Origin of the sequence: Mucilaginibacter polytrichastri (genome assembly GCF_001911425.1) — a bacterium.
Lineage (GTDB): Bacteria > Bacteroidota > Bacteroidia > Sphingobacteriales > Sphingobacteriaceae > Mucilaginibacter > Mucilaginibacter polytrichastri.
This window is the reverse complement of the sequence record NZ_MPPL01000001.1, coordinates 982,131-1,005,113: the sequence shown is the minus strand read 5'-3', so window position 1 is coordinate 1,005,113 and position 22,983 is coordinate 982,131. Positions and strand designations below refer to the sequence as shown.

Here is a 22,983-nt window from a genome sequence, read left to right as displayed (position 1 = left end):
CCTATGGAAACTGTTGTTAGCGGTATTCGGTCTACAGGTAAATTACACCTGGGCAATTATTACGGAGCCATCCAAAACTTCGTAAAAATGCAGCACGAATACAATTGTTATTTTTTTATTGCCGATTTGCACTCTTTAACCACACACCCTACACCCGGCGATTTGCACGGCAATGTAAAAAGTGTGCTGGTTGAATATTTAGCATCAGGCATCGATCCTGAAAAATCTACCATATACATCCAGAGCGATGTACCCGAGGTTGCCGAGCTATACCTTTATTTAAACATGAACGCTTATTTAGGCGAGCTGGAGCGTGCCACATCTTTTAAAGATAAGGTACGCGCCAACCCCGATAACGTTAATGCGGGCCTGCTTACCTACCCGGTATTAATGGCTGCTGATATATTAATACACCGTGCTACTAAAGTGCCTGTGGGTAAAGACCAGGAGCAACACCTAGAAATGGCGCGCACCTTTGGCAACCGCTTTAACCGTTTATACAATAACGAATATTTCCCCGAGCCATATGCGTTTAGCTTTACAGAAAGCCTGGTAAAAATACCCGGACTGGATGGCAAGGGCAAAATGGGTAAATCTGAAGGTGAAGCCAACGCAGTTTACCTGGCAGATTCGCCGGAAGTGATCCGTAAGAAGGTAATGAAGGCAGTGACCGATGCCGGCCCAACTGCAGAACACCAGGCAAAAGCACCGGAAATTCAGAATTTATTTGATTTGATGAAAGTGGTATCAACCCCGGATACTTACCAGCATTTCGACGATCTGTTTAACAAAATGCAGATCCGCTATGGTGACTTTAAAAAGCAAATTGCCGAAGATATGATCATTGCCACTGCACCTATGCGAGACAGAATCAACGATATTGCAGCCGATAGCGATTACCTGCGCAAGGTAGCCCGCCACGGCGCAGATAAAGCCCGCGAAAGCGCACAGCGTACCATTAAAGAGGTAAGAGAAATTATAGGGTTCAGGAATTTTTAAAAAGTTCATAGTTGATAGATCATCGTTCATGGTGTATATTAGCTGAAGTTGATATGCGGTTAAAAGAAGAACTATGATCTATAAACCATGAACTATTAACTACATAAACATGCACATTGCCGTTGTTGGAAATATAGGAGCCGGAAAAACCACTTTAACCGAGTTACTGGCTAAAAATTATGGTTGGGACCCACTTTACGAGGCTGTTGATAACAACCCCTATCTGGAAGATTTTTACAGCGATATGAAACGCTGGAGCTTTAATCTCCAGATCTATTTTCTGAACAGCCGCTTCCGCCAGATCGTTGATATCCAAAATAGCGGCAAGGACGTAATACAGGATCGTACCATTTATGAGGATGCCTTTATCTTCGCCGAAAACCTGCACGATATGGGCCTGATGGCTGGCCGCGATTTTGAGAATTACAACAATATTTTCGAAAACATTACCTCATTCATCAAACCGCCAGATCTGCTAATTTATCTCAAAGCTTCGGTACCTACACTGGTGAACAACATCCAGCGTCGTGGCCGTGAATATGAGATCGGTATCCGCCTGGATTATTTATCCAAACTGAACGAGAAGTACCAGAAATGGATAGAAGGTTACAATTTAGGCAAACTGCTTATCATCGATAAAGACAATCTCGACTTTGCCAACAAAACCGAAGACCTGGCCAGCATCATAGACAAAATAGAACGCGAAATACACGGATTGTTTTAGTTATCGGCTGTCAGTTGTGAGTTGTCAGTAAACTCCAACCAAACAAACAACCGATACTCACAACTGATAACACTCATCCCATGCAAATACTTGGTATCATCCCTGCTCGCTACGCTTCTACCCGCTTTCCGGGCAAACCGCTAGTTGATATTGGCGGTAAAAGCATGATACAGCGGGTATATGAGCAGGCTAAAAAATGTGTGTCCATTAGTGAAGTTGTGGTTGCTACTGATGATGACCGCATATTCGACCACGTACATGCCTTTGGCGGTAAAGCGGTAATGACTTCTGCAGAGCACCAAAGCGGTACCGACCGTTGTGCCGAAGTTGCCATCTTACATCCCGAATATGATGTGATCATCAATATACAGGGCGATGAACCTTATATCGACCCCGAACAGCTAACCAAAGTGGCAACTTGCTTCACCGACCCGGAAACTCAGCTGGCTACGCTGATTAAAAAGGTTTTAACGGAAGAAGAATTGCATAACGTAAATTCGCCCAAGGTAATCATCAATCGTTTTGCGGAGGCTATCTATTTTTCGCGCTCGCCCCTGCCCCACATTCGCGGACAGCAACCTGCCAACTGGCTGCAGCACTTTACTTACTTTAAACATATTGGGGTTTACGGCTACCGTGCCGACATTTTGCAGCAGATCACTAAACTCCCAATATCATCACTGGAAAAAGCCGAAAGCCTGGAGCAGCTCCGCTGGATAGAGAACGGCTACCGCATTAAAGTGGCAGAAACAGAGCTGGAAACCCATGCTATTGATACGCCGGAAGATTTGCTGAAGCTGAAGGTTTAATGAAGATTTAATGAACTCATTATTAGTAACTTGAGAAAATACTTCCAAGTGCTTAATATTGTATCATCAACCTTACAAACATCTTATGGCAGGCCCATCCATATTAATTAAAATTGCAATCGCTAGCGCACTTGTTATCGAAACTGTTGTTTTACTTAATTTGCATTCAAAGGGTTATGTAATTACTACCAAAGGTGATACCATTGCCTGCACCTTTAAAATAGCCCTAAATAAATACAAGCCCGAGGGCGATGCTACATTTCATCTTCTGCAACCCGAAGAGGTTAAAGAGTACCACCTCAACAAAAGAAATGAAACCCTACGCGATGTGCCTTTTCCAAACCGGGAAAAAACTTACTATATGACCGTATTAGACACGGGTAAAATTACATTGTACAAGTATTATGAACGGCATGGCAAAAGTGGTACCCTTTATATTTTTGCTCAAAAAGCAGGGCAACCATTGCTGGAAATTAAAGGCAGTAGCAACACAGCTGCTTACAAAATAGCTTTCGCAAATTTAATTAGCCACAGCCAGCCAGCAACCAACAGCTTTACAAAAGCCTCCGTTTATGATGAAAAAAATATTGTCAATGTCGTTAAAATTTATAATGACCATGCCACTCCATGACAACAATTTATACATAACTAATTGTATTTAATTGAAGTACGTGTTTCGTCGCACAAAGTCTTTCGGATAGTATCCTGCGTTGCTTGCTTAGCCTGCTTACGGATGCACCGCAAAAAATAATCAGTTCACAATCAGTCATTTTCTCCACACCTATCCCAAACACCGCAAATTTTCTTACTTTTGTATCCCGTACACAAGAAATCATGACTAAATATATATTTGTTACGGGCGGCGTTACCTCGTCGTTAGGGAAGGGGATTATATCTGCTTCTTTAGCCAAACTCCTTCAATCGCGCGGGTATCGCGTAACCATCCAAAAGTTTGATCCTTACATTAACATCGACCCGGGTACGCTAAATCCGTACGAGCATGGCGAGTGTTATGTAACAGAAGATGGCGCCGAAACCGACCTTGACTTAGGCCATTACGAGCGTTTCTTAAACACGCCAACATCGCAGGCTAACAATATTACCACAGGCCGTATTTACCAAAATGTAATCAGCAAAGAACGCGAAGGTGCATTTTTAGGTAAAACAGTACAGGTTGTTCCGCACATTACAGATGAGATCAAACGCAACTTCCGTATCCTGGGCGAAACCGGTAATTACGATATTGTAATCACCGAAATTGGTGGTACCGTGGGCGATATCGAGTCGTTGCCATTTGTTGAGGCTGTACGCCAGTTTCGTTGGGAGTCGGGCACGCACGATTCATTGGTGATCCATTTAACCCTCATCCCTTTCCTGGCTGCTGCCGGTGAGTTAAAAACAAAACCTACCCAGCACTCGGTTAAAATGCTGCTGGAGTATGGTATCCAGCCAGATATTTTGGTTTGCCGCACCGAGCATCATATTAACCAGGATATCCGTAAAAAAATTGCCCTGTTTTGTAACGTAAATGTAAATGCGGTTATCGAATCTATCGATGCTTCAACCATTTACGATGTGCCTTTGCTAATGCTGAAAGAGCAATTAGACAAAACCGTACTAAGCAAATTAAAACTACCTGCTAAAAATGAACCGGATCTGGATAGTTGGAAAGACTTTTTAGGCAGGTTAAAAAATCCTACTGCCGAGATAAGAGTTGGTTTGGTAGGTAAATATGTAGAGCTGCCCGATGCTTACAAATCTATTACCGAAGCATTTATACATGCTGGCGCTAAAAACGAATGTAAGGTTAAGGTAGAATACATTCACTCCGAGCAATTGACTGTGGGTAACGCTATCGACCGTTTACAAGGCTTACATGGCGTACTGGTTGCACCAGGTTTTGGAGAACGTGGATTTGAAGGTAAAATTGAAGCCATCCGCTATGTACGCGAGAATAATATTCCGTTTTTTGGGATCTGTTTGGGCATGCAATGTGCAGTTGTTGAGTATGGCCGTAATGTTTTAGGCTTAAAAGAGGCCAATAGTACCGAGATGAACCCCGGCACACCATTCCCGGTTATCGGCATGATGGAAGATCAGAAAAACATCACTGCCAAAGGCGGCACCATGCGTTTAGGCGCACAGGATTGTGATTTAAAGAAAGGCACAAAAGCCGCGTCAATATATGGAAAAACGCGTATTTCGGAGCGTCACCGCCACCGTTACGAGTTTAATAACGAGTATTTGAAAAAGTATGAAGAGGCAGGTATGATACCATCGGGCATTAACCCCGAAAACAATCTGGTAGAGATAATTGAGCTTAAAAATCACCCTTATTTTGTGGGCGCACAATTTCACCCAGAATTAAAATCAACGGTAGCAAATCCTCACCCACTTTTTGTTAACTTTGTCGCCGCTTCGCTGGCTTTTGCCCGCAAAAAATAATTGTACGATAAATAAGTAATGGATAGAAATACGTTCACAGGATTATTCCTGATCATGCTGATTATGGTTGGCTCATTCTTTTTGCTAAAGCCATCAGCAGACGAAGTAAAAAAAGAGCAGCAACGGGCACATGCCGACTCGCTTAAGCGTGCAGGTATAATTACCAAAGCCCCAAAAACAGATACCGCTGCTGCAACCGCTGCAAAAGCCGGGGTGGTTGACTCTGCCCTGTTAAAAACACCATTTGGTGCTGCAACTATAGGTACAGAACAATTAATTACCTTAGAAAACAAAGACGTTAAGTTAAAAGTGAGCACCATTGGTGGTCGCATTTACTCGGTTCAGCTTAAAGAATTTAAAACATTTGACGGTAAACCATTAATACTGTTTGACGGTGCTGATAACCATTTTGGTTTTAAATTTACTGCAGGCGGCAAAGCCATCAATACAGATGAGCTGCATTTTACGCCTACTACCGCACAGCCTGCCAACGGCGCATTAACCATGCGTTTAAGCTATAGCCCTACCCAGTACATTGATTATGTGTACACCATGGGTACAGATTACAAGGTTAGCCTGCAAATTAAACCGGTAGGCTTAGCAGCGGTGATCAATAACGGCAATACGCTAAACCTTAACTGGTCGGCCAGTTTGCACCAGTTAGAGAAAGCCATTAAAATAGAGCGCCAGTATTCTACCGTTTACCATCACAATACCGATGGTGATGTTGATTTCCTGAGCGAATCGAAAGACGAAACAAAAGATTTCGGTTCGGATGTGAAGAAACTCGATTGGGTAGCCTTTAAACAGCATTTCTTTTCAAGTGTATTATCATCTAAAACAGGTTTTGCCAAAAGCTCACTTGGTGTTGCTACAGACTTAGCATCGAAAGATGTGAAGCAAATGAAAGCCGATGTAGTTTTATCTGCAGATGCATCAGGCGCTTACCCGGTTGAATTTTACTTCGGCCCTAATAAGTTCAAAACTTTACAGGCGCAGGGAAACGATTTCGAAAAGATCATCAACTTAGGTTGGGGTCCGTTGAAATACATTAACCGTTTTGCGGTATTGCCTGTATTTAACTTCTTACAACAGTTTGGCTGGAACTATGGTATCATCATCCTGGTGCTTACCCTGCTGCTTAAGCTGGTACTTTCTCCGCTTACCTATAAATCATACCTTTCAATGGCTAAAATGCGTGTGCTGAAGCCGGAGATGGATGAAATTAAAGGCAAGGTTGGAGAAGATAACCCTACCCTGCTACAACAGGAATATTTGAAGCTATACCGCAAAGCCGGCGTTAACCCGCTGGGTGGTTGTTTGCCTTTATTGCTGCAAATGCCTATCGTTATTGCTTTCTTCCGCTTTTTCCCGGGCCTATTTGAGCTGCGCGGACAAAGTTTCTTGTGGATGCATGATTTATCGACTTATGATACTATCCTTAACTTCCCGCCATTACCACTATTAGGATGGGACCACATCAGTGCCATGTGTTTACTGATGACCATCTCTACGCTGATCTATACCTACTTTAATAATCAAATCTCGGGTGCTACAGGCCAGATGAAATATATCGGATACATTTCTCCGCTTATTTTCTTCGGTGTACTGAACGTTTACCCTGCAGGTTTAAACTACTATTACTTCCTGGCTAACATGTTAACCTTCTTACAACAATACCTCATCCGCTTAATGGTTGATGATAAGAAGATCCACAGCCAGATTCAGGAAAACAAAAAGAAACCTGATGATACCAAGAAAAAGAAAAGTGGTTTCCAGGCCCGTTTAGAAGAAATGATGCGTAACCAAAACCAGGCTCAGGCCCAATTACCGAAGAAAAAGTAATTGGTTGATTGAGTTCTGCTAAAATATAAAGAGCCTTCAGATTATATCTGGAGGCTCTTTTAGTTATACTCCCGTCGTGCCGAACTTGTTTCGGCATCCCATAGGACAAGTCTGCGCCTTGTAGAATAGATAAACATTAACGAAATACCAAGCATGTGGGATACCGAAACAAGTTCGGCACGACAGGCGGTAATGTTCTAGCACCAATCACCTGGTCAATAAATGATATAAATCAGTCAATTTAAGTTCCCTATCATCCCGCCACTACTAATATATTTGCAACATGGAGCTTCACCTATTTAACAAACAGGTTTACACAAACCGCAGAGATATATTAAAGAACGCTATCGGTAACGACGGGCTCATCCTGTTACTGGGCAACGAGGATAGCAGCATGAACTACAAAGATAACTGTTACCCTTTTAGGCAGGATAGCAGCTTCCTTTACTATTTCGGGTTAAGCTTACCCACACTTGCCGCTATTATTGATACAGCAACCGGCGAAGAGGTAATTTTTGGCAACGAGTTAACCATCGATGACATTGTTTGGACAGGCACCCTGCCTTCTGTAAGTGAAATGGCAGCGCAGGTTGGCGTTACTAAAACAAACCCATACGGCCAGGTATTACTTTACGTACACAAAGCACTGGCTGCCGGCAGGCAAATACATATTTTACCGCCCTATCGTCCCGAAAACAAGATCAAACTGGCAGCATGGTTTAACACCAGCCTGAATGATGTAGCAGACCGGATATCCTTAAAATTAGTTAAGGCTGTTATTGCCCAAAGGCTTATCAAGTCGGACCTTGAAGTAGCTGAGCTTGAAAAAGCGGTTTCTATCAGTGTGGATATGCAATTGGCCGTTATTAAACATACCATTCCGGGTATTAAAGAGTATGAGTTGGTGGCTAAAGCGCATGAAGTTGCTATTGCCAATAATTCGCGTTTGGGTTACCCTGCCATTATTACTACCCACGGCCAAACCCTGCATACCCATTACTACGGCAATACCTTACAGGAAGGCCGCATGGTGCTTTGCGATATCGGTGCAGAAAATAGCATGTATTACGGCGGAGACCTTACCCGCACGTTCCCGGTTGGGCGCAGTTTTACCAGCAGGCAAAAAGAGTTGTATGAAGTAGTATTGGCTTCTATGGATCATGCCATTAGCATGCTTAAACCAGGTGTAAGGTATAAAGACATTCACCTGGCTGCTTGCGAAAAACTGGCCGAAGGCCTGGTGCAGGTAAACCTGATGAAAGGCGACCCTGCCGAAATTGTGGCTGCAGGCGCACATACCATGTTTTTTCAATGCGGCTTAGGCCACATGCTGGGCATGGATACCCATGATATGGAGGATCTGGGCGAACAATATGTAGGCTATACCGATACCCTACTAAAAGAAACCAAAACCTTCGGACTTAAATCCCTTCGCCTGGGCCGTGAGCTGGAAAAAGGGTTTGTAGTTACTGTTGAACCCGGCATCTATATCATCCCCGAACTGATAGACCGCTGGCAGGCAGAGAAAAAATACCAGGACTTTATTAATTACGATGTATTAAACACCTATCGTGATTTCGGCGGCATCCGTATTGAAGATAATTTTTTAATTACCGATACCGGCAGCCATTTGCTGGGCAAGTACCTGCCCAAGACATTGAAAGAGATTGAAGGATTAAAAGGGTAAGAAATAGTATAAATATGAACTAAACAATCCGTCATGCTGAACTTGTTTCAGCATCCCATTTGCTAAGTGTAAACCATATAGGTTTGCTACTTGTCCTGTGGGATGCTGAAACAAGTTCAGCAAGACGGTTTAGTTTTTATTTACAATTGAAACCCGTACGCTACTCTCAAGCCAACAGTACCATAATTGTTCTTGTCGCCAGAGAAGCTATCGTAACGTACACCAACATCCCAATGCTGATTAGCCCAACCTGCAGATGGCGCCAGGATCAGCTTGGTTTGTCCGTCTTTAAACAAGCCGTGCTCTAATACCTCGAAACCTGCACCAGCTTCGCCTGCAAGATAAATATGTGGTGCGATGAAGCCCTTAACACCTGCTTTAAGCGGTATTACACCATAACTACCATATCTAACATCGGTACCCGGAATTTTTTTGCTAAAAAAGTGATCGCCACCGGTTTCAAACAAAACCGCGAAGTTATTGGTGATACCATATTGTAAACGGCCCGTACCGCCCAAGTTAAATGTGGAATAGTTATGTGCATTCCCTGTAGGCACGCCTACTGCTGCACCCAAACTAAAAGTAAAAGCATTAGCAGGGGTAGTTTGCGCCTTTACCTGGGTTGTAATAAATAAAGCTGCGGCTGCAAACACTACGGCTATTAGTTTTGTAAGTCTTTTCATCTGTAATTGTGGTTTTAGTAATATTCTTTTTATTGATATTACTGCAAGGGTTACAGATAGGTTGCCTTGGGTAGGATTTATTTTTGATACCGCCCGTCATGCTTGTTTCGGCACCCCACTTGCTAAGTATACGAAATAAAAAGTTTAAGACCTGTCCTGTGGGATGCCGAAACAAGTTCGGCATGACGGGCGGAGAAAGCCAATCACCCTAAACCCGGGTGAAGCGGATACCGGCCACGCGCCTAATGCCTGTGCAGTATAAGCGCAACACGGGAACAAACGTTAATAGTAGCACTAACAATGCTTTTCAATATCTAAATTTCATTACAACCCAATTGATAAATCGCAAAATTACTGCGTCAACAAATTAAATATTTTCACTAAAATTATTAGCAAATACCTTACATTTGTATACAAGGGGAATAAAAGATGTATGCAATAGTTGATATAGAGACCACGGGGGGGCATGCGAGCGCAAATGGCATTACCGAAGTTGCCATTTGCATACACGATGGCGAAAAGGTGGTTAAACGCTACCAAACACTGGTTAACCCCGGCCGGGAGATCCCGATCTATATTAGCGCGCTTACGGGCATCACCAATGAGATGGTAGAAAATGCGCCTTACTTTAAAAAGGTAGCGCACGAGATCTTCGAGCTGGTGCATGATAAAATCTTCGTTGCACATAACGTCAATTTCGATTACTCTTTCCTGAAACATCACTTAGCCTCTGCCGGGTACGATTTGCAATGTAACAAGCTGTGTACCGTAAGGCTGAGCCGCAAAATTATTCCCGGGTTGCCTTCTTACAGCCTGGGCAAGGTTTGCATGCACCTGAGTATCCCTAATGCAGCCCGCCACCGTGCTGCGGGTGATGCCGAGGCTACATCTGCCCTATTCGGCATATTGTTGCAAAGCGATAAGGAGAAGCACATTGCACTGGCCCTTAAGCAAAAATCGAAAGAGCAGGTATTACCTGCCAATCTGCCTAAAAGCGACATCGACCGCTTGCCTTCAACCGCTGGTGTCTATTATTTTCACGACCATAAAGGCAAAGTAATTTATGTTGGCAAGGCCGTAAACATCAAAAAACGGGTTTGCAGCCACTTTACAGGTAATAACCCCGGCCATCAGCGGCAGGAGTTTATGCGTAATATCCACCGCATTACCCACCAGGAATGTGGTAACGAACTGATGGCCTTTATCCATGAAACCATTGAAATTAAACGCCTTTGGCCGGCTTATAACCGGTCGCAAAAAAGTCTGGACTTTGCCTTCGGTTTGTATACTTATGAAGACCAGCGAGGCTATATCCGCATAGCGGTTGATAAACGCCGCAAATACAGCGCCCCGGTACATACCTGCGGTTCGATGGTAGAAGGTCGAAATCTATTATTGAACCTGATAGAGCAATTCGGCCTTTGCCCTAAGCTGTGCTTTATTCAGAAGAATGACGAGCCCTGCATGGGCACCAATGGTTTACAATGCGCCTGCGAAGGCCATGAAACCGCAGATGATTACAATAACAAAGTGGCTGCTGCCATAGCAGAACTTAAACAAACCCTGCCTACTTTTGCTATACGCGATGCCGGCAGAACAGATGATGAGCATAGCTGTATACTGATAGAAGACGGCCGTTTTTATGGCATGGGTTATGTTTCGCATTACTTTGATGCCGATAATATTCATCAGCTAAAAAACACTTTAACCCCCTACCCGGGTAACGATTATATCCGCAACCTGGTGATTAATTACGCCGAACGCTACCCGCATAAAAAAGTAGTATTTGGCGCAGAGGCCATTGCGGTGTAATTTCATCCTTCGAACTATTTATTTCAAAATAATTAATTTTATTTCCACACAATATAGTTTTTACTTGGTTATGGTTGTATATCATTTACCGAGATAAACAATATTATGGACAGTATTAATCAAAACCAGCCCGAGGATAACTTTAAGAATCTGGAAGGCGAAGACGCTAATAAAAAAATCAAAGAACTTGCAGAAAGTGCAGAGTCTTGTTTTTTTATCACCAATATAAAAACGGGAATTCCTTTATCGGTTAGGCCAATGTCAATCCAAAAAATTGACGATGAAGGTAACTTCTGGTTCCTGAGTGCTAACGACAGCCACAAGAATGCTGAAATAAGTACAGATCCTTTTGTACACCTGTTGTTTCAGGAATCAAAATACGCCGGTTTTCTGAATATTTATGGTATTGCCGAAATTAGCCAGGATAAAGAAAAAATCAAAGAACTTTGGGAGCCCATACTAAAAACTTGGTTTACCGAAGGCGAAGATGACCCACGTATTAGCGTGGTAAAGGTAGAACCATCAGAAGGTTATTACTGGGATAACAAGCATGGTGCTGTAGTAGCTTTTGCAAAACAAGCTATTGGTGCCATTTTAGGTAAAACACTTGATGATTCTATAGAAGGCCAGTTGACCGTATAGCATTAAACATTTTTAAATCCAATAAAAAGGGTGTTATGCAATTGCATAACACCCTTTTTAGTTAGCTTTACGTATATCATTAAAAACGTATTACGTACCACGTAAAAAATGAAGCGCATTATCAATAAGCACCCCCTGGCTATCCGCTGGTTCCACTGGATCAATTTTCCATTGCTGGCCATCATGATCTGGAGTGGCTTATTGATCTACTGGGCTTATGATCCTTATGCCATTAAATTATTTGGCGTAACGGCATTCAAATTTTTCCCCGAATGGTTTTACCATAAACTGAACATCGTGCATCGCCTATCTGAAGGTATGGCCTTTCACTTTTTATTTATGTGGTTGTTTGCACTTAATGGGTTAATATACGTGCTCTACACCTTCATATCGGGCGAATGGCGATATCTGCTGCCCGAAAAGAAATCGTGGCGCGAAGCCTGGTTAGTAGTACTGCACGATCTGCATATTCGTAAATCGGCTCCCGAACAATTGAAATATAATGCGGCACAGCGCATCGCCTACACGGGTATTATCATTATGGGGATAGGGTCGTTAATTACAGGCCTGTCTATCTATAAACCCGCCCAGTTTAACTGGCTGGTGTTTTTATGCGGCGGATACCACACCGCCCGGCTAATTCATTTTACATTAACTATAGGCTATTGCTTATTTTTTGTGCTCCATATTTTGCAGGTAATTATTGCCGGGTGGAATAACTTTAGGGCCATTGTAACCGGCTTTGAAATTAAGGCAGAAAAACCTGCTAAGCCACAGATGCCCCATGCTCCTATAACCCCAATTAAAGATGTTAAAGCCAAATAAAGAAAACCCACAGCGCTTTACCGAAGGCGAATTGGTGAGTGAGAAATCCATAAAAAGGCGTACTTTTTTATCTTTCTTTGGCTTTGGTATAGCAGGAGTTGCTGCCTATTTTGGTTGGAGCGATCTGTATCATGAGCCGCTTGAAACTAAAGGCGTAACCGCAGGAGCGCGCCAAACGTTACGCGGTGTGCTAAACGCCAACGAACAGGTTTTTAATAAAACCCTGCCTGCAGGGCATCTGGCTAAAACGTATCCGCTATCTGCTGCTGCTAAAGTGCCCAGGGTTAATGGAGATATTGGTTTAGCGGGTAGCGATATTAACAACTGGATAGATGTGATCATATCGCCCGGCCAAACTATAAAAGTGACACTGGAAGAACTTAAATCCCTACCCAAAACCGAGCACGTAGTGGATTTTAGATGTGTAGAAGGCTGGGACCAGATTATGCATTGGGGTGGTGTTAAGTTCAGCGATTTTATAAAACACTACCAGCTTGATAAACAGGCTGCCATGGAATACGTAGGGCTACACACCCCCGACAATAAATACTATGTAGGCATCGACATGGCCAGCGCACTGCACCCGCAAACGCTGCTTTGTTATGAACTGAATGGTAAACCACTATCACAAGATCATGGTTACCCGCTGCGACTTATTATCCCGGTTAAATACGGCATTAAAAATCTCAAGCGTATCGGAACGCTCTACTTCAGCAACCAGCGCCCGCCTGATTATTGGGCCGAAAATGGATATGACTATTATTCCGGGTTGTAATTTAGTTGTGAATGGTGAAGAGTGAGATAAAAATCATTTGAACAGCCATGATCTATCAACTATATCCCATCAACTAAACTAAAGTATTTTATATTTGTACAACATCATCGCTTAACCACCCCCTTATTGTTGAGCAGACAAAATTCAATTCATGTCCGCATCTAAAACTCCTATTTATACAGCTTTAGCAGCTAATCTGGGTATTGCCATTGTTAAACTGGCAGCTGCAATTTTTACAGGCAGTTCGGCTATGGTATCAGAAGGGATTCACTCACTGGTTGATACCAGTAACGAGGTTTTACTACTCTTGGGCATCAGCAGAAGCCAGAAACCAGCCGACGAAAAAAGGCCTTTTGGCTATGGCAGAGAGCTTTATTTCTGGTCGTTTGTGGTGTCGCTGCTGTTTTTTGCCATGGGTGGCGGCTTTTCTATTTACGAGGGTATAGAACACCTCTTACATCCCGAACAGGTTAAAAACCCAATATGGAACTACCTGGTATTAGGCATTGCTTTTATATTTGATGGTATATCTTTCGTCACCGCCATGAAAGAGTTTAACCGCCAGCGCGGCAAAACACCTTTTTGGCAAGCCGTAAAAGAAAGTAAAGACCCCACAACTTTTGTAGTACTATTTGAAGATGCTGCCGACGTAATAGGTATTCTGATAGCTTTTACCGGCATTTTTATTGGCCAATTACTCCATAACCCTTATTTTGATGGTATTGCATCCATCCTTATTGGCTTATTGCTTACTGCCGTAGCCATTGTACTGGTACGCGAAAGCCGCAGTTTATTGATGGGCGAAACGCCAAATGCCGAAGAATTAAAGGATGTGGTACAAATTGTAGAAAACAACCCGGCTGTAAATAAGGTGATTAAACACCTCTCCTCTTACCTGGCCCCCGAGGAGGTTATTATGGCTATTAAGGTGAATTTTAAGCCGGATATCAGCAGCCAGGATATTACGAAGTCGATAGAACAATTGCGGGCAGATATACAAAGCAAATACCCGCATTATAAGCAGTTATTTATAGAGCCGGCTTAATTATAAACTATTACCATCATTGCGAGGAACGAAGCAATCCCCGACCTACAGAGTGGCTCTGTATAGTTCGCGATTGCTTCGTTCCAATGACGTACATAGGGCAGCGGCACGCACTCACCACTTATATAACTCCCGCTTTTTCCAACTCTTCCTGCATCTGTAATTGCAGTTTCTGAGCTTCGGAGCGGGCAGCATCGGCAAAATCTTCACCGTTTGATGCATAGATGATACCGCGCGATGAGTTAACCAATAAGCCACAATCTTTAGTCATCCCATATTTACAAACGTCTTCTAGGCTTCCGCCTTGCGCGCCTACACCTGGTACCAGTAAAAAGTTATCGGGTGCAAATTTGCGGATGCTGGTAAATTCTTCGCTTTTGGTAGCGCCTACTACGTACATAATACGATCTGCACCGGCCCAGGTATTCGCTTTTTGGATCACAGCTTCATACAAATGTCCGTGCTCTGTAGTTAAATATTGAAAATCTTTACTACCAGCCGACGAGGTGAGCGCTAAAATGATCACCCATTTACCCTCATATTTTAAATAAGGTGTAACACTATCATTACCCATGTAAGGAGTTACGGTAATGGCATCAAACCCCATACCCGAAGCTTCCTCATTAAAAAAGGCTTGAGCGTATTGGTCAGATGTGTTGCCGATATCACCACGCTTTGCGTCGATGATAGATAAACACTCTTTGGGTAAATATTTATAAGTATCTATTAAACTTTGCAAACCTTTTATGCCCCTGCTCTCGTAAAATGCTGCATTAGGTTTATAAGCCACACACAGATCTTTTGTAGCATCAATAATTCTTTTATTAAATTCGAACACCGGATCGGCATATTGCTGTAAAAAGGCTGGTATTTTTTGAATATCGGGATCAAGGCCTATACATAAAAATGTTTTTTTGCGTTTGATCTGATCTATAAGTTGGAGTCTGGATAGCATAAAGAAGAGAATTGTATTTTTTCAGAGATCAAAAAAACTAAAAATAACCTGAAATGTTATCTGAATGTATATATTTTTCAAAAATTTTGAATTAAATAATATTAATAGTACAATTGTATCGTTTTCCTGACAAAGTTTTCTTGTATCTGAGAGACGATAAAATATCCCGGTTTATACAGATTTACAATAAATACAAATACTTGGTTTTTTGCTAAGCAAATTGCAGGCGAACTTCTTTAATTAAAAATTTCCTTTTTGAACTATAATTCCTCTCATGTCTGATACAATTGAATTGAATGACAAACTCGTGTCTGAGTTACGCCTGATGGCAAAAAGTATGGGTATCACCGAAGCTGACGAATTACGTAAACCACAGCTTATTATCCGTATAGGTGAGCAGCATCAGCTTATTGAGCAAGCACGCGCCCAGCAAAGTGCACTTTCTGATAACTATTCTGAAATTAACCAAGATAATTCTGATAACACATCTGCAGCAGGCGATAATGCCGACGGCGATGACTCGGATAAACCGCGCGGCAAAAGGGCACGCAGCCTGAAAGCTAAAAAAGATGAACCGAAGGATACGCCTGTAGAGTCGACCTTGTTTGACAGCGATGGTAATTCAGAACCACAACGAGACTACAATAACACACCTGTTGAAGCCCCTGTTGCAGAAGCAGCTGCCCCTGCACCGGTAAGTGAACGCGAGTTTGCTGCACCAAGAACAGATGCGCCTGCTCCGCAAGATGGCCGCCAGCCACGTTTCGAAAAACGTGCGCCAAGCAATGGCAACAATAATAATGGCAATGGTGGCAACAACAATGGCAACCAGTCAAGACAGCAGGAACCTGCTATAAACCTTGATTTTGATAATGTTATTGTTAACGAAGGTGTACTGGAAATTATGCCGGATGGCTATGGTTTCCTGCGTTCATCAGATTATAACTACTTAACTTCTCCTGATGATATCTATGTTTCACAGTCGCAGATTAAACTCTTTGGCTTAAAAACAGGCGATACCGTTCGTGGTAGCATACGCCCCCCAAAAGAAGGCGAAAAATATTTCCCTTTGGTACGTGTAGAAGCCATTAATGGCCGTATACCTGCCGAAGTACGTGATCGTGTTCCTTTTGATCACTTAACCCCGCTTTTCCCGCAGGAAAGATTAAACCTGTTCACCGATGCCGGTAACTATTCAACCCGCATCATGGATCTGTTCTCTCCTATTGGTAAAGGCCAGCGTGGTTTAATTGTGGCCCAACCTAAAACAGGTAAAACTATGTTATTAAAGGATGTGGCTAATGCGATTGCTAAAAACCACCCGGAGGTATACTTAATTATCCTGCTAATTGATGAGCGCCCAGAAGAGGTAACTGATATGGCCCGCAGCGTACGCGCCGAAGTAATTTCATCAACTTTTGATGAGCCTGCAGAGCGCCACGTAAAAATTGCCAACATTGTATTAGAGAAAGCAAAACGCATGGTAGAGTGCGGCCACGATGTGGTTATTCTGCTGGATTCTATCACCCGTTTGGCACGAGCTTACAATACTGTAGCACCGGCATCTGGTAAAATATTATCGGGTGGTGTTGATGCAAATGCATTACACAAACCTAAGCGCTTTTTTGGTGCGGCCCGTAACATTGAAGATGGCGGCTCATTAACCATAATTGCTACTGCGTTAACAGAAACAGGCTCTAAAATGGACGAGGTTATCTTTGAAGAATTTAAAGGTACCGGTAACATGGAGCTTCAATTGGATAGAAAACTATCTAACAAACGTATATTCCCGGCTATTGATCTTACGGCATCGAGTACCCGCCGAGACGATCTGTTGCTAGACCGTGATACCCTGCAACGTATCTGGATTTTACGTAACCACCTGGCTGATATGAACTCACAAGAATCAATGGAGTTTTTACAAACCCAGATCCGTGGTACAAAAACCAACGAAGAATTCCTGATTTCGATGAATTCATAAAAATATATAATGGTTTTATGAGGATAAGATTAAAACCCTTAACTTCATAAAACCTTAATATAGGGTTGCTATATTTACACCCAGTAATGAAACGACGAGTTAGAAAACACTTACCCAACGCAATTACCTGTGCTAATTTATTCAGTGGATGCGTAGGTATTGTATTTGCCTTTCAGGACAACCTGGTTGTTGCCTCCTACTGTATTTTTCTGTCTGCCATATTTGATTTTTTTGATGGCCTGGCATCCCGTGTGCTTCAATCCTTCTCTGGTATAGGTAAAGACCTCGATTCGCTTGCAGATATGGTTAGCTTCGGCGTATTACCTTCTGTTATCCTTTACGAACTTTTTTTACAGGCTCCGCAAATAGAGCACATCAGTAACTTCCTTAATTTCATTGCCTTTTTACTGCCCGTATTTTCGGCATTAAGGCTGGCTAAGTTTAATATTGATACCCGGCAGGCCGAAAATTTTATCGGTTTACCTACCCCGGCCAATGCCATATTAATTGCATCGTTCCCATTAATACTTCGCGAGCATAATTTATTTTTTACAGATTATATCCTCAACCCCTACTTTTTATCATGCTTTGTGCTGATAATGTGTGCATTACTGGTAGCAGAGATGCCGCTAATGTCGCTTAAATTTAAGAACCGCGACTTTAATAAAAATATATTCAGGTATTTACTGCTGTTGTTTTCGGCTATTCTGATTCTATTTTTTAAATTTGCCGCAGTTCCGGTAGTTATACTTATGTATATCGCCCTATCAGTAATCCAATTCAGAATAATAGCCAAATGACAAAATTCCAGGCCGAAATAGACGTAATGCCAAAAAAAGAAATTCTTGATCCGCAGGGAAAAGCTGTTTCAGGAAGTATGAAAAATCTTGGCTTGTCTGAGATCGACAATATCCGTATCGGCAAACACATTACTTTAGAGATCGATGCAGAAAATTCAGATGTTGCCCATGCTAAAGTAGAGCAGGCATGCAAAAGTTTATTAGCTAACCTTATTATGGAAAGCTATACCTTTGAATTAAAAGCAATTTAAATTTCTTTTAAGATTTACGAGAGCTCCCGTGTTAACAGGTTTTTATACTTGTTAAACATGGGCGGCAATCTTTTATTATTTAATATTACTAAAGCTGTGATGCAGCTTCTGTTTTTATTTGCTGCAGTTTACGCAGGTTTCCTGTTATTACGCTACGCACTTCATTAAACTTGGTGGTAATCAGGTGTACATCAGGGTCGCCCGTTTTTGCCAGGTGTTCAATCTCCTGCATGGCCGACTGGCTATCCAGCATACCAAAAAAACCAAGGTTAGGTTTAAGCTTATGGGCAGATGATGCAGCAGCCGGCCAGTCGCCTGCTGTAATGGCGGTATCAATAAGGTGTAATAGCTCCGGCGATTGTTGCATAAACATATCTATCGATTCTACAATAAACTCGTTACTGCCGTCGGCTATTTCGTATAAAAAAGTCAGGTCAAGGTCTTGGTTATCAGCCATAAAATGTATTATTAGTTAGTTACCCAAAGTTATAATTTTTTCACAATCAAGCTGTCTGTAAGCTCGTTTTTCAGCTGCAAAATACTCTTTTTTAACACAGGATGGACAAATTGAGGGTCCAACTCTCCTAAAGGCTCTAAAGTAAACCTCCGCTCATGTAATCTGGGGTGCGGCACCATCAGTCCGGGAGCGTCATTTATAACCATTTCTCCAAAAAACAGGATATCAATATCTATTGTTCTCGAGCCCCATTTTTCGTTTCGTTTGCGACCCAGTGATTTCTCAAGGTCAAGCAATTTCTTTAGCATAGCACGTGGCAACAGGTCTGTTTTTACTAATACTACTTGGTTCAGGTAATCTGGCTCCCCCTCTTTTCCCCACGCCTCTGTTTCATAAACAGACGACAGCTTTACAATTTCGGCCATATTTTCGATGCCCGCAATGGCCTGTTTCAGAAAAAGTTGCCGGTCGCCCAGGTTACTGCCTAATAACAAAAAAACATTAATCATGTTGTAACAAATATTATATGCGGCATTCTAAACATTAACATACCGAATTGCTAAGTTTGCATAGATAAAAAGATTTATATCACTTAATGAAACAATTTTTCAAATTTGTATTAGCCACCATCGTCGGTCTCGTTTTTGCAACCATCATCCTTATTCTAATCCTGGTGGGTATTGTAGCATCGGCCAGCAGCGATAAAAGCGTAACTGTAGAGTCTAACTCTGTACTCAACATCTCTATCGATCATGCCATAACTGAGCGCACCCCTAACAACCCGTTGGCAGGCCTCAGCATTTTTGGTTTCGATACCGACAAATCGCTCGGGCTGAACGACATACTTGCCAATATTAAAAAGGCCAAAACAGACGAAAACATTAAAGGTATATATCTGAGCGAAAGCTACATGCTCTCCGGCCAGGCCACTACCGAAGAGATTCGTAAGGCGCTGATCGATTTTAAAAAATCGGGCAAGTTCATTGTCGCTTATGCCGAAGTATACACACAAAGCTTTTATTACCTGGCCTCAGTGGCTGATAAGGTTTACATTAACCCCAAAGGTATTTTTGATTTCAGCGGTTTCAGTTCACAGATCACTTTCCTTAAAGGTGCATTAGATAAACTGGGCGTTGAAGTACAGGTTATTAAGGTAGGTACCTACAAAAGTGCCGTTGAGCCTTACATCCTTACAAAAATGAGCGATGCCAACCGCGAGCAGGTTACCTCTTACATGGGTTCGTTATATGATTACTATTTAAAGGGCATAGCTACCAGCCGCCACCTCAATGCAGATACTTTAAGAGATATTGCCAATAATTTAAAAATTCAATACCCCGAGGATGCGTTGAAATACAAACTGGTTGACGGGCTTAAATATAAAGACGAAATACTGAACGATTTAAAAGACCGTACCGGCATTAGCCATAAAAAAGACGTTAATAGTGTATCCATTGATGATTACACCAAAAGTGAAAGTGCCAACAAAGCAGACGAAGGTTCGTCAGACCGTCGCGTGGCTATTATATATGCATCCGGCGAAATATCTGGTGGCGATGGCGACGACAATAGCATCGGATCTGATAAAATATCTGCCGCTTTACGCAAAGTAAGGTTAGACAGCAAGGTTAAAGCGGTTGTACTGCGCGTTAACTCTCCGGGCGGTAGTTCACTAGCCTCTGCCGTTATATGGCGCGAGGTTGTGTTAACTAAAAAGGCTAAACCCATTATTGTTTCTATGGGCGATTATGCGGCCTCTGGCGGTTATTACATTGCTTGTGCTGCCGATAGTATAATTGCCGAACCAAATACCATTACAGGCTCGATAGGCATCTTTGCTATACTGCCTAATATGCAAAAACTCTTTAATGATAAGTTAGGTGTTACGTTTGATGGTGTAAAAACAGGTAAATATTCTGATCTGGGCGATATTAGCCGCCCGCTTACGCCAGAAGAGCACATGATTTTACAAACACAGATCAACCGTGGTTATGATGAGTTTACCAAAGCCGTAGCAGATGGCCGCCATAAAACACAGCCATATATTAACAGCATTGGCCAGGGCCGCGTTTGGACAGGCACCCAGGCATTAAAACTTGGATTGGTTGACCGCCTTGGTAATATCAATGATGCCATAGTGTGCGCAGCTAAAAAAGCTAACGTAAAAGACTATAAAGTGGTAGCCTATCCCGAGCAAAAAAGCTTATTTAAAAGCTTTGGCAGTGGTATAAGCGCAAAAATGAAAATCCAGGCTATACAAGCAGAACTGGGCGAAAACTTTAAATACTACGAGCAAATTAAAGCAGTGCAAAGCATGATGCGCACCCCGCAGGCACGGATGCCTTACAGCATTACTATTAAATAATTTGATAAATAGTTTTTTTTAGCAAAGCCACCTTTTACGGGTGGCTTTATTATTTTACACCATCGCTGTGACAATTAAATCATTTCTTTTACGCTATTAATACTTAACACAAACAAACACAGCCTCTAATTAATTATTAACTATAGCCGCTCTATTTGGGTGGCTTTTGTATTTTTACAGCAAACCCAATATGGAGAATAAACCAATAGCGCGTACACTAAGATTGCTTTCGCAACTGATGGAATTGCATGACGAAAATCCGTTTAAGATTAAGTCTATTGCCAATGCAGCCTTTAAAGTTGATAAGCTACCCTTCCCGATAGCCGGCAAAAGCCTGGCCGAAATGGAAAAGATTGATGGCTTAGGCAAAAGCACGGCAGCTAAAATTGCTGAGCTGCTCGAAAAAGGCACCATGACTGATCTGGTAGATCTGCTGGCTGCCACTCCTGAAGGTATTGTAGAAATGCTGGGCATTAAAGGCATTGGCCCCAAAAAAATTGGGGTAATATGGCATGATCTGGGTATCGAAAATATTGGCGAACTCTTGTATGCCTGTAACGAAAACCGCTTGATAGAGGCTAAAGGCTTCGGTTTAAAAACTCAGGAAGAGATCCGTAAAGTGTTGGAATTCCGCATGGCCAGCAATGGCAGCTTCTTGTATGCGCAGGTTGAGCCGGAGGCCGAAGAACTAATGGAGCAAATTAAGGCTTTTATGCCGGATGCTTTAATCGAGTTTTCGGGACAGTACCGTCGCCGTAATGAGATCATTAATGAATTATCTATAGTTATTGGTACCCTCGATGCCGAAATTGGCATTAATGCACTCAAAGGATCGACCCTGCTGCAAAACCTGGTTGTTGACGGTTGCCGTTTAAATGGCGAACTGGCTAATGGTTTATTGGTTGAATTGATCTGCGTAGCCAAAATACAGTATTTTAAAGAACTGTTTATCCAGACCGGTACCGAAGAGCATGTAGAAGCGGTATTTGCCCGCATTACAGATGATATTGAGCAACCCGAAAGCGAGGAGATAATCTATCATAAGGCAGGTTTACAATGGATCCACCCGGAGTTGCGTGAAGGGGCTGAAATTTTAGAGGTAACTATAATACCCGAGCTAATTAATATTGGCGACCTAAAAGGCAGCCTGCATAACCACAGTACCTGGAGCGATGGTGTTAACACCCTCGAAGAAATGGCCCTATACTGCCGCGACCAGCTTAAACTGGAATATTTAGGTATCAGCGACCATAGCAAAAGCGCATTTTACGCCAAAGGGCTAAGCATCGAGCGTGTTTTGCAACAACACGAAGAAATTGACAAGCTGAACAAAAAGCTGGATGGCTTCCACATATTCAAAGGTATTGAGGCTGATATATTGTATGACGGTTCACTGGATTACCCGGACGAGATCCTCAAAACATTCGATTTTATTGTGGCTTCTGTGCACTCAAATTTAAAAATGGATGAGAAAAAAGCGACTGAACGTTTAATCGGAGCCATTGAAAATCCATACACTACCATTCTTGGTCACCCTACGGGCAGGCTTTTACTTACCAGAAAGGGATATGACATTGATTACAAAAAGGTGATCGATGCCTGCGCTGCCAATAATGTAATTATCGAGATTAACTCAAATCCGCTGCGTTTGGATCTGGACTGGCGTTGGCAATCATACGCTCTTAATAAGGGTGTGATGTTATCCATCAACCCGGATGCACACCGAAACGAGGGTTTCCATGATATGAAATATGGCGTACTTGTTGCCCGCAAAGGTGGCTTAAGTGCAGCGCATTGTTTAAACGCGCTGGACTTAAAGCAGATTACCGAAGTGTTTAGCAATAAAAAACCGAAAGCATAGTTACAAGTTTAAAAGCTTTAAG

Annotated in this window: 21 protein-coding genes; 17 read left to right on the top strand and 4 right to left on the bottom strand. The window is 42.4% G+C overall.

What is annotated here, in order from left to right; genetic code table 11:
* The first annotated feature begins 3 nt into the window (after nucleotides 1-3).
* From trpS to RG47T_RS04535, 7 genes are all read left to right on the top strand, one after another.
* Entirely contained in the window at nucleotides 4-999 is a 996-nt protein-coding gene (gene trpS / locus RG47T_RS04565; protein WP_074488333.1) for a tryptophan--tRNA ligase, read from the top strand.
* 109 nt (nucleotides 1,000-1,108) lie between these two features.
* Nucleotides 1,109-1,723, top strand: coding sequence for a deoxynucleoside kinase (locus RG47T_RS04560; protein ID WP_074488332.1), 615 nt, complete (start codon nucleotides 1,109-1,111; stop codon nucleotides 1,721-1,723).
* 80 nt (nucleotides 1,724-1,803) lie between these two features.
* Nucleotides 1,804-2,532 carry a 3-deoxy-manno-octulosonate cytidylyltransferase gene (gene kdsB / locus RG47T_RS04555; protein WP_074488331.1) on the top strand — a complete coding sequence of 243 codons (729 nt, stop codon included), beginning with the start codon at nucleotides 1,804-1,806 and terminating at the stop codon, nucleotides 2,530-2,532.
* A gap of 85 nt (nucleotides 2,533-2,617) precedes the next feature.
* Nucleotides 2,618-3,163, top strand: coding sequence for a hypothetical protein (locus RG47T_RS04550; protein WP_074488330.1), 546 nt, complete (start codon nucleotides 2,618-2,620; stop codon nucleotides 3,161-3,163).
* Between the two features lie 203 nt (nucleotides 3,164-3,366).
* Nucleotides 3,367-4,977, top strand: coding sequence for a CTP synthase (gene pyrG / locus RG47T_RS04545; protein WP_074488329.1), 1,611 nt, complete (start codon nucleotides 3,367-3,369; stop codon nucleotides 4,975-4,977).
* A gap of 18 nt (nucleotides 4,978-4,995) precedes the next feature.
* A complete protein-coding gene (gene yidC / locus RG47T_RS04540; protein WP_074488328.1) occupies nucleotides 4,996-6,822 on the top strand; it encodes a membrane protein insertase YidC in 1,827 nt (608 codons plus the stop codon).
* Nucleotides 6,823-7,105: 283 nt separating this feature from the next.
* Entirely contained in the window at nucleotides 7,106-8,509 is a 1,404-nt protein-coding gene (locus tag RG47T_RS04535) for an aminopeptidase P family protein (RefSeq protein ID WP_074488327.1), read from the top strand.
* Nucleotides 8,510-8,649: 140 nt separating this feature from the next.
* Here the strand turns inward: RG47T_RS04535 and RG47T_RS04530 are convergent, their stop codons facing one another.
* Nucleotides 8,650-9,192 carry a hypothetical protein gene (locus tag RG47T_RS04530; protein ID WP_074488326.1) on the bottom strand — a complete coding sequence of 181 codons (543 nt, stop codon included), beginning with the start codon at nucleotides 9,190-9,192 and terminating at the stop codon, nucleotides 8,650-8,652.
* Nucleotides 9,193-9,621: 429 nt separating this feature from the next.
* Between RG47T_RS04530 and RG47T_RS04525 the strand changes: the two genes are divergently transcribed.
* The 5 genes from RG47T_RS04525 to RG47T_RS04505 all read left to right on the top strand — a co-directional run bounded on the left by RG47T_RS04525 (nucleotide 9,622) and on the right by RG47T_RS04505 (nucleotide 14,291).
* Complete coding sequence (locus RG47T_RS04525) at nucleotides 9,622-11,004, top strand: exonuclease domain-containing protein (RefSeq protein ID WP_074488325.1); 1,383 nt, start codon at nucleotides 9,622-9,624, stop codon at nucleotides 11,002-11,004.
* Between the two features lie 105 nt (nucleotides 11,005-11,109).
* The gene (locus RG47T_RS04520; RefSeq protein WP_074488324.1) at nucleotides 11,110-11,646 is read left to right on the top strand and encodes a pyridoxamine 5'-phosphate oxidase family protein; all 537 of its coding nucleotides are present in this window, start codon (nucleotides 11,110-11,112) and stop codon (nucleotides 11,644-11,646) included.
* 108 nt (nucleotides 11,647-11,754) lie between these two features.
* Nucleotides 11,755-12,471, top strand: coding sequence for a cytochrome b/b6 domain-containing protein (locus RG47T_RS04515; protein WP_074488323.1), 717 nt, complete (start codon nucleotides 11,755-11,757; stop codon nucleotides 12,469-12,471).
* Complete coding sequence (locus tag RG47T_RS04510; RefSeq protein WP_074488322.1) at nucleotides 12,455-13,246, top strand: molybdopterin-dependent oxidoreductase; 792 nt, start codon at nucleotides 12,455-12,457, stop codon at nucleotides 13,244-13,246. The genes RG47T_RS04515 and RG47T_RS04510 overlap by 17 nt, the downstream gene beginning before the upstream one ends.
* Nucleotides 13,247-13,397: 151 nt before the next feature.
* On the top strand, nucleotides 13,398-14,291 hold the full coding sequence (locus tag RG47T_RS04505; RefSeq protein ID WP_074488321.1) for a cation diffusion facilitator family transporter: 894 nt from the start codon (nucleotides 13,398-13,400) through the stop codon (nucleotides 14,289-14,291).
* A gap of 121 nt (nucleotides 14,292-14,412) precedes the next feature.
* On the opposite strand, the gene pyrF is transcribed toward RG47T_RS04505, so the two are convergent.
* Nucleotides 14,413-15,246, bottom strand: coding sequence for an orotidine-5'-phosphate decarboxylase (gene pyrF / locus RG47T_RS04500; protein WP_074488320.1), 834 nt, complete (start codon nucleotides 15,244-15,246; stop codon nucleotides 14,413-14,415).
* Nucleotides 15,247-15,520: 274 nt separating this feature from the next.
* Between pyrF and rho the strand changes: the two genes are divergently transcribed.
* The 3 genes from rho to purS all read left to right on the top strand — a co-directional run bounded on the left by rho (nucleotide 15,521) and on the right by purS (nucleotide 18,278).
* The gene (rho, locus tag RG47T_RS04495; protein ID WP_074488319.1) at nucleotides 15,521-17,227 is read left to right on the top strand and encodes a transcription termination factor Rho; all 1,707 of its coding nucleotides are present in this window, start codon (nucleotides 15,521-15,523) and stop codon (nucleotides 17,225-17,227) included.
* Between the two features lie 86 nt (nucleotides 17,228-17,313).
* Nucleotides 17,314-18,027, top strand: coding sequence for a CDP-diacylglycerol--serine O-phosphatidyltransferase (gene pssA / locus RG47T_RS04490; protein WP_074488318.1), 714 nt, complete (start codon nucleotides 17,314-17,316; stop codon nucleotides 18,025-18,027).
* Entirely contained in the window at nucleotides 18,024-18,278 is a 255-nt protein-coding gene (gene purS, locus RG47T_RS04485; protein ID WP_074488317.1) for a phosphoribosylformylglycinamidine synthase subunit PurS, read from the top strand. Before pssA ends, purS begins: the two co-directional genes overlap by 4 nt.
* Nucleotides 18,279-18,366: 88 nt before the next feature.
* Here the strand turns inward: purS and RG47T_RS04480 are convergent, their stop codons facing one another.
* On the bottom strand, nucleotides 18,367-18,735 hold the full coding sequence (locus RG47T_RS04480; RefSeq protein ID WP_074488316.1) for an Hpt domain-containing protein: 369 nt from the start codon (nucleotides 18,733-18,735) through the stop codon (nucleotides 18,367-18,369).
* A 29-nt stretch (nucleotides 18,736-18,764) separates the two neighbouring features.
* On the bottom strand, nucleotides 18,765-19,244 hold the full coding sequence (gene folK / locus RG47T_RS04475; protein WP_074488315.1) for a 2-amino-4-hydroxy-6-hydroxymethyldihydropteridine diphosphokinase: 480 nt from the start codon (nucleotides 19,242-19,244) through the stop codon (nucleotides 18,765-18,767).
* 86 nt (nucleotides 19,245-19,330) lie between these two features.
* Between folK and sppA the strand changes: the two genes are divergently transcribed.
* A complete protein-coding gene (sppA, locus tag RG47T_RS04470; protein WP_074488314.1) occupies nucleotides 19,331-21,100 on the top strand; it encodes a signal peptide peptidase SppA in 1,770 nt (589 codons plus the stop codon).
* Between the two features lie 190 nt (nucleotides 21,101-21,290).
* Complete coding sequence (locus RG47T_RS04465; RefSeq protein ID WP_074488313.1) at nucleotides 21,291-22,961, top strand: DNA polymerase/3'-5' exonuclease PolX; 1,671 nt, start codon at nucleotides 21,291-21,293, stop codon at nucleotides 22,959-22,961.
* The last annotated feature ends 22 nt before the right edge of the window (nucleotides 22,962-22,983 follow it).